We start from the raw sequence: 8,348 nt of genomic DNA, 5'->3' as shown, positions 1-8,348 counted from the left end.
GCCTTGGACTGATGATAGCGGGTCAGAATACCGGCAAGCTGTGCCATAGGCGCCAACGCCCGGCCGGTCAGAATAGTGCTGGCAATCAATGCCCCCATGGTGATCTCATTTTCAGTAATCAGATAAACACCAAACACCACGACACTAATAGTGGCCATCTGTTGCAGAAATGAAGCGAAGTTAATGGCACTAGCCGACAATAACCGGGCCCGTTGGCTATACTTGGTCATAAAACCAATTGTCTGTTCCCATTTCCGCTGAATCGGTGTTTCGGCACCAATACTTTTAATAGTTTCCAGACCGGTCAACGTTTCTATCAGCGTGGAACTACGCTGACCTGAGTGGCGAAACAGCTGTTGAATCGTACGCCCCAAAGGGATCTGGATAATAAGGCTGACCAGAATGATCACCGGAATCACCGCCAATGGAATATACGCCACCGGTCCGGCCACCAACCAGATAACCGCGATGAATAAAAACGCAAAGGGTAAATCAATCAGCGTAGTCAGCGTCGCAGAGGTAAAAAAATCCCGAAAAGACTCAAACTCCTGCATGCTATTGGCAAACGAGCCCACCGAGTTGGATCGGGCTGCCATTTTCACTGCCATGACTTTCTCAAAGATAGTGGCAGAAAGTATGACATCCGCTTTCTTACCCGCCATATCAATGAAGTAGGCCCGCAAGGTCCTGAGCAGCAATTCAAAGATAAATACCGTGGCAACCCCTATCGCCAGCACCCATAATGTTTCTATGGCATGGTTGGGTACAACCCGGTCATAGACATTCATGATGAACAGCGGCGAAGCCAGCGCAAAACTGTTGACCAGGATTGAAGCTATAAAGACTTCACTGTAAATCGGCCAGAAACGCAAAATAGTGCCCCAGAACCAATGTTGGGTGCGGGGAATCGAACTGAATTCAGTGCGTGTATCAAAATGATGTACCGGCTTGATAAAAATGGCATAACCGCTGAACAGCTGTTCCAGTTCTTTCAACGTGACTTCAGATTCACCCTCACCGGTCTCTGGAAAAATTACCTTGGCTGTTTTATCGCTGACTTCAAGCAAAATGCAGGCATTGGTGTCATTAAGCAGTAACACGGCCGGCAAAACTAAATTGGAAATTTTGCGAAGTGGTCTTTTAACCACTTTGGAAGACAAGCCCGCTCTGTCGGCAGCACGGGAAAAAAGCTTAGGGGTCAGGCGATTATTGACCAGAGGCAAACCGGCCGTCAAAGATTCCGGGCTATGCGGCTTGTTAAGCATTTTTGCCAGTATGTTCAGGCATCCCAGCAGTGGATCATCAAGAGTACGGTAACTGTCTTCCGCTTCCCATTGCGTTTGCGTATTCAAGTTAATGATTTGCTCCGTGTCCATCTGATGCTAGGCTGGCATTAATATAATTTTGATGAGTTTCACAGTTTTTTGCTTTACTGTAAAGCTCAATATATACCGAAATGACATGGAAATGCACGTTAGCAGCAAGACAAGAAGGAAGCTTCTTGTCTCTCCTTGCGGGAGCCCATTTCCAGCTTGTTTCGGTATACCATAAATTTCACGCCCTGCGGGCAAGTTGCAAGAGAAAACAAAATGGCCTTTGTAAAAAGAGATGATCAGGGAAATATCGTGGCAGTCTTCGATGCGCCTCAGCAAGATGCTCAGGAAACATTGTCGGTTAATTCTGAAGAGTTATTAACTTTTTTACGCGAGTCTGAAAATGCTGATCATGCCCGGGCGGCACTGTCCGTATCCGATATGGCATTGATTCGTGTGCTGGAAGATTTGGTCAATACCCTGATTGACAAGGAAGTGATACTGTTTACCGACCTGCCGCTGGCAGCGAGGGAGAAACTTGCCAACCGCGAAAAAATTCGCGGTCAGCTAAACAGCCTGGATGATTTGATGGGGGATGATCAAGGTATTCTTTAATCGAACCCTTGCCCCCTGGGCGCTCTTAATCTGAGCGCTTACGGCCACGATGGCCGGTCTTGGCTCTTTTGCCCGCTACCGGTTCAGCCGGTTTTGTCATTCTGTCCCTGAACGGATTGTCGCTGGTTTTAAATTCAATCATCACCGGCGTGCCTTGCAGTTTCAACACATCTCTGAACGTATTTTCCAGATAACGCTTGTAACTGTTAGGGGTCGATTCGGTCTGGTTGCCATGAATGATAATGCGTGGTGGGTTTTTGCCCCCCAGATGGGCATAACGAAACTTAATACGGCGGCCTCTGACCAGTGGCGGTGGATGATCCGCAACCGCATCTTCCAGCACCCGCGTCAGTCTCGACGTCGGCACTTTGCTCATGGCTGACCGGTAGGCCTGTTGCACGGATTTAAACAACAGACCGACACCACTACCATGCAAAGCGGAGATAAAATGTGTCTTGGCAAAATTCAAAAACGGCAGCCGGCGTTCAATATTTGTCGCCACCCACTCCCGCTCACTTTTTTCCAGACCATCCCATTTATTAACTGCAAGCACCACGGCCCGGCCGCTCTCAACAATCAGTCCGGCCAGGTGCAGATCCTGCTCAACAATACCCTCATGGGCATCCAGAACCAGCATCACCACATTGGCATCTTCCAGCGCCTGCAGCGTTTTAAGCACACTGAATTTTTCCAGTTTCTCCGACACTTTGGAGCGGCGACGTACCCCCGCCGTATCGATCAATGTGTAACTGACACCGTCTTTTTCGAATGGAATATGAATACTGTCACGAGTGGTGCCGGGTTCATCAAAAGCAACAACCCGCTCTTCACCCAGAAGCCGGTTTATCAGGGTTGATTTACCAACATTGGGCCTACCAAGCACCGCCAGGCGGATATTATCCTGTTCTGTTTCCGTATCCTCTTCTTCTTGGTAAGTCACAACAGCATCAGGCAGCGCTGTTTTGATTTCAGCCAGTAACTCAGGAAATCCCCGCCCCTGTGTCGCTGAAATGACCTGCGGCTCACCCAGTCCAAGTGCATAAAAATCAGCCGCCACCATTTCACGCTGCTCACCTTCGGTCTTATTGATAACCAGACACACAGGTTTGCCTTCATTACGAAGCTGTTGCGCCACATCTCTGTCTGTAGGCATCAAACCAGCGCGGCCATCAACAATAAACAGCACCAGATCCGCTTGCTCAATAGCCACACGGGCCTGCTTACGCATCAAATCAGACATATTGTCTGTCTGGTCCGTAAGGCCGCCGGTGTCAATCAGGATGAAGTCCAGGTCTTCCTCCCTGACTATGCCATAAATCCGGTCACGCGTCAGACCGGCATAATCGGCTACAAGGGCATCCCGACTGCGGGTAAGACGATTAAAAATAGTTGACTTGCCGACATTCGGACGTCCAACCAAGGCGATAACAGGTTTCAAGTTACGGTACTCTCACGGCAGCAATAGTGCCATCGGCGGCAGTAATATACGCCACCCCATTTTTGACCAGCGGTTTACTACGAATAGCGGCTTTACTGATTTTTTGTCTCGCCACAAACCTTCCATCATCACGGGCTATCCAGTGCAGATAACCTTCGAAATCCCCGACAAGTACATAGTCACCGGCAACAGCAGGCGCTGAAGCCTTGCGCCGAAGCAGCCGTGTTTGACGCCATAAAGCATCACCGCTGCCATCTTGTACCGCCCAAACGTTACTTTCATCATCAGTCACATAAACCGCATCTGAATAAGCAGCATCCAGCCCTGTCTGGGATGACATTTCACGGGACCAGATAATTTGTCCACTACCCAATTCAACAGCGGCCGCGTTGCCGTGATAAGTCACCACATAAACGGTATCGTTGATCACAACCGGATCGGCATCAATATCAACCAGGCGGTCCAGTTCTGTACGCCCACGGGGCACGGCAACACTCTTCTCCCATACCACTTTGCCGTCCCGCAGCGACAAGGCGACCAGTTTGCCATTGTCGTATCCTGCAATCACCCGATCCCCGGCAATGACCGGCGCGCCGGCACCGCGTAAACTTAACAAAGGCACCGTACGCTGATAAGACCACTTAACCTCACCTGTTTCCGCAGAAACACCGCTGACACGACCATCGGCGGTACGTGCTACCACCATGCCTTCGGCCGCTTTAGGCGGCGCCAGCACTTCACTGGTCAACCGCGTTCTCCAACGTTCTTTACCGTCAGCTTCATTGAGAGCAATTAAGTCACCTTTCTGGCTACCGACCAAAATCAGATCCATCCCGCCACCTGCGCCGGCAACCACAGCAACGTCAAGGTCGGTTTTCCAGTTACGCCGACCATTGCTGGCGTTGAAACTGCTGATTTCACCCTCGTTATCAACAGCGAATATTTTTTCATTCTGCCACCAAGCCCCCAAATCAGCATAGGTTTTGCCGGCGCCATCCCCCGCACTGGCAGTCCATATAACTTCCGGTTCAAACTCAACAGCAAACTCTGTCAGCTCCGTTGGCGGGGCTTCGTAACTGTCCTCAGCAAACCAGCCCCCTATCGTGCTGCAACCCATCAGTGTCAAAAAAGGAACGGCATAGATTAATTGTTTAGCCTTCATTGGTCGGTCGCCGCCACATCATCAATCTTCATTTGTAAAAGCATCTGTCTTGGTTCACCGGCGCCAACTGAAATAACGGCACGCTGATAAGCAGAATGAGCCTCTGATTTATTCCCCATCGCCAGTTGAACATCACCTTCCAGTTCAGCAAAAAGGGAACTGAAAGCAGTCGATTTGGAAGCTTTAACCAAGGCCAGAGCCTGCTCATTATCTCCCTCACTGAACATCAGCCCGGCCAAACGCAATCTGGCCAGTTCCTGATGGCTGCTCAAATCGGCATTGGTGATAACCCAGCTCAGATAATCTTTCGCGGCAGCCAGATCATTGTTATCTGCAGCGGATTGCGCCATCTGCAACGCGGCAAATACCGCATAAGCTGTTGAGGAGTATTCCTGCATCAGCTGCTGTACGGCTAATTCGGCTTCAGACATTTTATCCTGGGAAAGGTAAGCAACAGACTGCTGGTAAATAACCGACGCCTGTTCCGCCTGCAACTGCTGATAGTTAAGCCAGTAGCGACCGCCAAAGATAACGGCAGCAGCCAAAACGATACCAGCCACCACTGAAACGCCGTTTTCACGCCACCATCGTTTTATCTCTTCTGCCTTTTCTTCATCAGATGCATAGATATCCATGCTTGCTCCTTAAAACTCGATAAGCGGCCGGATTAATCCGCTGTTTTCAAAACTATTAATTATACGTTTTTCTGAGACTATTTGGATCATGGTTTTCTTAGGGCCTGTTTTATAGCCTCTACAGAATAAAGTGCACCCGTTAGGTGCGCATTTAGTTGCATGCGCACCATTTTGGAACATATAACAATGCAACTGCTGAGCCTATATTTTTATGTTATTGTTTTTATTGACTTGTCTATTTTGGTGCAACTCTTGCTATTTTGGTGCTTCATCCTAAAAATTAAATAAGGACAAGATCGTGCAAAACGCAACTGATGTTTTATTCATTTTACTCGGCGCCATTATGGTGCTGGCCATGCACGCAGGCTTTGCTTTTCTTGAAGTCGGCACAGTCAGTAAGAAAAATCAGGTCAATGCCCTAGTCAAGATTATCGTTGATTTTGCCGTGTCCAGTATTGCCTATTTTTTTATCGGTTACGGCATAGCCTACAGCCTTAACTTTTTTGAGGCTGCGCCGGTACTCACCGAAAGCAACGGTTACGCTTTGGTGAAGTTTTTCTTCCTGCTGACCTTTGCGGCAGCCATTCCTGCCATTGTCTCGGGTGGTATTGCTGAACGCGCAAAATTCAATCCACAATTGATTGCCACCTTCTTTCTTGCCGGTTTTATCTATCCGTTTTTTGAGGGTATCAGCTGGAACGGCGCCTTTGGCATTCAGGACTGGCTGTCAAATCAGTTCGGTGCCAGCTTTCATGATTTCGCCGGTTCTATTGTTGTGCATGCGGTAGGCGGCTGGGTTGCGCTTGCTGCGGTACTGCACCTCGGTCCTCGTCAAGGCCGTTATGGCAAGCAAGGCGAAATATATGCCCATCCACCATCCAGTATCCCTTTTCTGGCTTTGGGCGCATGGATTCTGAGCATCGGCTGGTTCGGATTTAACGTGATGTCAGCTCAGGAAATAGACGGTATCAGCGGTCTGGTTGCAGTGAATTCTCTTATGGCAATGGTCGGCGGGATTCTGGCAGCCTGTCTGACTGGTCGCAATGACCCGGGCTTTGTCCACAACGGCCCTTTGGCCGGTTTGGTCGCCGTATGTGCCGGCTCCGATATAATGCACCCTCTTGGTGCATTGGTAACAGGGGGCGTCGCCGGAGCCTTGTTTGTTTATGCCTTCACCCTGACGCAGAATAAATGGAAGATCGATGATGTACTCGGTGTCTGGCCTTTGCACGGCCTGTGCGGTGTATGGGGCGGTATTGCGGCCGGTATTTTTGGACAAATGGCGCTGGGCGGTCTGGGGGGGGTCAGCATGATGTCCCAGCTGATAGGCACCGCGTTGGGGGTACTGATCGCTTTTGTAGGTGGCTTTATCGTTTACGGCTTATTGAAAAAGTTGCTGGGACTGCGTTTGACTCAGGAAGAGGAATACAACGGAGCGGACCTGAGCATTCACAACATCAATGCCACCCCTGACAACGACTGATAGTTAATTGCTTATCCGGTAGCTTTGGCTACCGGATAATGCCGCCTTCCTGTTTGCCAAGGAAAGCCGTCAGCATATCCAGTTCACCGGCGTCCTGTTTAATAGCGCCCAGATTCTGCCGGGCCTCCTCCAACCGCAGGCCGGAACGGTAAATATACTTGTAGGCCTTGCGGATATTCTTAATCTGCGTGTCAGTGAACTGACGACGACGCAGACCTTCAACATTGATACCAACAGGTTTGGCCATATGCCCTGAAACCAGGACATAGGGCGGCACATTGCGCGAGATTACGCTGCCCATCGCACTGAATGAATATGAGCCCAAATAATTAAACTGGCTCACCAAAGTAAAGCCGCCAAGAATAACGAAATCATCGATAATAACGTGGCCTGCTAGCGAGGCATTGTTGGCAAAAATATTGTCATTGCCAATAATGCAGTCATGGGCGATATGCACATAGGCCATTATCCAGTTATCACTGCCGACCTTAGTGATACCGCCACCCTGAACCGTACCGCGGTTGATAGTCACCGATTCACGGATCAGGTTATTGTCACCAATTTCCAGTAAAGTCGCCTCCCCTTTATATTTTTTGTCCTGGGGTTCTTCACCTATAGATGCAAACTGGAAAATACGGTTGTTTTTGCCAATTTTAGTTGGGCCTTTAATGACCACATGCGAACCAATTTCGCAGCCGGCATCAATTTCGACATCAGCACCGATAATGGTGAACGGGCCGATGGAGACATCATCGGCAATAACAGCAGAAGCATCGATAATGGCAGTTGGATGGATCACTGGGGCATTTCTTGATTGACACACATGATATCAGCGCTGACTACGACTTCGCCGTCAACACTGGCTTCACCGCTGAATTTCCAAAGGTTACGCTTGTTCTTAATCAGCTTGACTTCCAGCATCAGCTGGTCGCCGGGTTCTACCGGTTTTTTAAAACGGGCATTATCGATACCGGCAAGGTAATACAGTGCAGTATCAGAACGAATATCGTCTGTGGTTTTAAACGCCAGCAGACCGGTTGCCTGAGCCAGGGCTTCCAGAATGAGTACGCCAGGCATAATCACGCGCTGGGGAAAATGGCCGGTAAAATGTGGTTCATTAAAGCTGACATTTTTAATGCCCACAAGATGTTTTCCCGGCGTAAATTCAACGACTCTATCGATAAGTAAAAAAGGGTATCGATGCGGCAGAAGACGTTGAATTTCGTGTATGTCGATCGTGTTCAAACTAGTATCCCTTGGATATATAATTGTAATAAAAGAGCAATAATCTTACTTTGAGTCACCATCCTGGTAAAGTAACGGCGCACTTTTGCAAAGCTTGTTTCAATCTTCGATTTGTTTTTCCAGTTTTTTCACACGCTCAAACAGGCTATCCATTTGCCGATAGCGGATAACATTTTTATGCCATTGTTTACTTGACTCGACAGGAATACCGGAGGAATAGACCCCCGCCTCAGTGATCGACTTGGTCACCATGCTCATGCCAGTCAACTGAACGCCGTCAACAATCTCCAGATGACCGCCAATACCGGTACCACCACCAATTGCACAGTTTTTGCCGATATGGGTACTGCCCGCAATGCCAACACAGCCGGCAATCACCGAATGCTCTCCAATAGTGACGTTATGGCCAATCTGTATCTGATTATCCAGTTTCACGCCATCAGCAATGATCGTATCG

Annotated in this window: 8 protein-coding genes and 1 pseudogene; 2 read left to right on the top strand and 7 right to left on the bottom strand. The window is 49.1% G+C overall.

Translation table 11 applies throughout. From position 1 onward, the window contains the following. Positions 1-1,352: ABC transporter transmembrane domain-containing protein (locus tag OMP95_RS12230; protein WP_266329240.1), on the bottom strand; the 1,352-nt coding region annotated here is incomplete at its 3' end. A gap of 237 nt (positions 1,353-1,589) precedes the next feature. On the opposite strand from OMP95_RS12230, the gene OMP95_RS12225 reads away from it, so the two are divergent. Then, complete coding sequence (locus tag OMP95_RS12225; RefSeq protein WP_266329238.1) at positions 1,590-1,928, top strand: hypothetical protein; 339 nt, start codon at positions 1,590-1,592, stop codon at positions 1,926-1,928. Positions 1,929-1,953: 25 nt separating this feature from the next. Here OMP95_RS12225 and der read toward each other — a convergent pair whose 3' ends face one another. From der to OMP95_RS12210, 3 genes are read right to left on the bottom strand one after another with little or no spacing between them, the layout of a single operon-like run. Further along, positions 1,954-3,366 carry a ribosome biogenesis GTPase Der gene (gene der / locus OMP95_RS12220; protein WP_266329236.1) on the bottom strand — a complete coding sequence of 471 codons (1,413 nt, stop codon included), beginning with the start codon at positions 3,364-3,366 and terminating at the stop codon, positions 1,954-1,956. Position 3,367: 1 nt separating this feature from the next. Then, the gene (gene bamB, locus OMP95_RS12215) at positions 3,368-4,528 is read right to left on the bottom strand and encodes an outer membrane protein assembly factor BamB (RefSeq protein ID WP_266329234.1); all 1,161 of its coding nucleotides are present in this window, start codon (positions 4,526-4,528) and stop codon (positions 3,368-3,370) included. Then, positions 4,525-5,163 (bottom strand): YfgM family protein, encoded by a 639-nt coding sequence (locus OMP95_RS12210; RefSeq protein WP_266329232.1) that lies wholly within the window; start codon positions 5,161-5,163, stop codon positions 4,525-4,527. Before OMP95_RS12210 ends, bamB begins: the two co-directional genes overlap by 4 nt. A gap of 298 nt (positions 5,164-5,461) precedes the next feature. Between OMP95_RS12210 and OMP95_RS12205 the strand changes: the two genes are divergently transcribed. Continuing rightward, positions 5,462-6,646: an ammonium transporter gene (locus OMP95_RS12205; RefSeq protein ID WP_266329230.1), complete on the top strand. Its 1,185-nt coding sequence runs from the start codon at positions 5,462-5,464 to the stop codon at positions 6,644-6,646. 28 nt (positions 6,647-6,674) lie between these two features. Here the strand turns inward: OMP95_RS12205 and lpxA are convergent, their stop codons facing one another. The 3 genes and pseudogenes from lpxA to OMP95_RS12190 all read right to left on the bottom strand — a co-directional run. After that, entirely contained in the window at positions 6,675-7,445 is a 771-nt protein-coding gene (gene lpxA, locus OMP95_RS12200; RefSeq protein WP_266329228.1) for an acyl-ACP--UDP-N-acetylglucosamine O-acyltransferase, read from the bottom strand. Next, positions 7,442-7,891, bottom strand: a complete 450-nt coding sequence (gene fabZ, locus OMP95_RS12195) for a 3-hydroxyacyl-ACP dehydratase FabZ (RefSeq protein WP_266329226.1) — start codon at positions 7,889-7,891, stop codon at positions 7,442-7,444. Before fabZ ends, lpxA begins: the two co-directional genes overlap by 4 nt. Before the next feature lie 99 nt (positions 7,892-7,990). Then, positions 7,991-8,348 (bottom strand): annotated as a pseudogene (locus tag OMP95_RS12190) (UDP-3-O-(3-hydroxymyristoyl)glucosamine N-acyltransferase); the annotation flags it as partial.

The sequence above is a fragment of the Methylophaga sp. OBS4 genome, assembly GCF_026319305.1.
Taxonomy (GTDB): Bacteria; Pseudomonadota; Gammaproteobacteria; order Nitrosococcales; family Methylophagaceae; genus Methylophaga.
The sequence above is the reverse complement of the archived record's forward strand: the minus strand, read 5'-3'. Positions and strand labels throughout refer to the sequence as shown.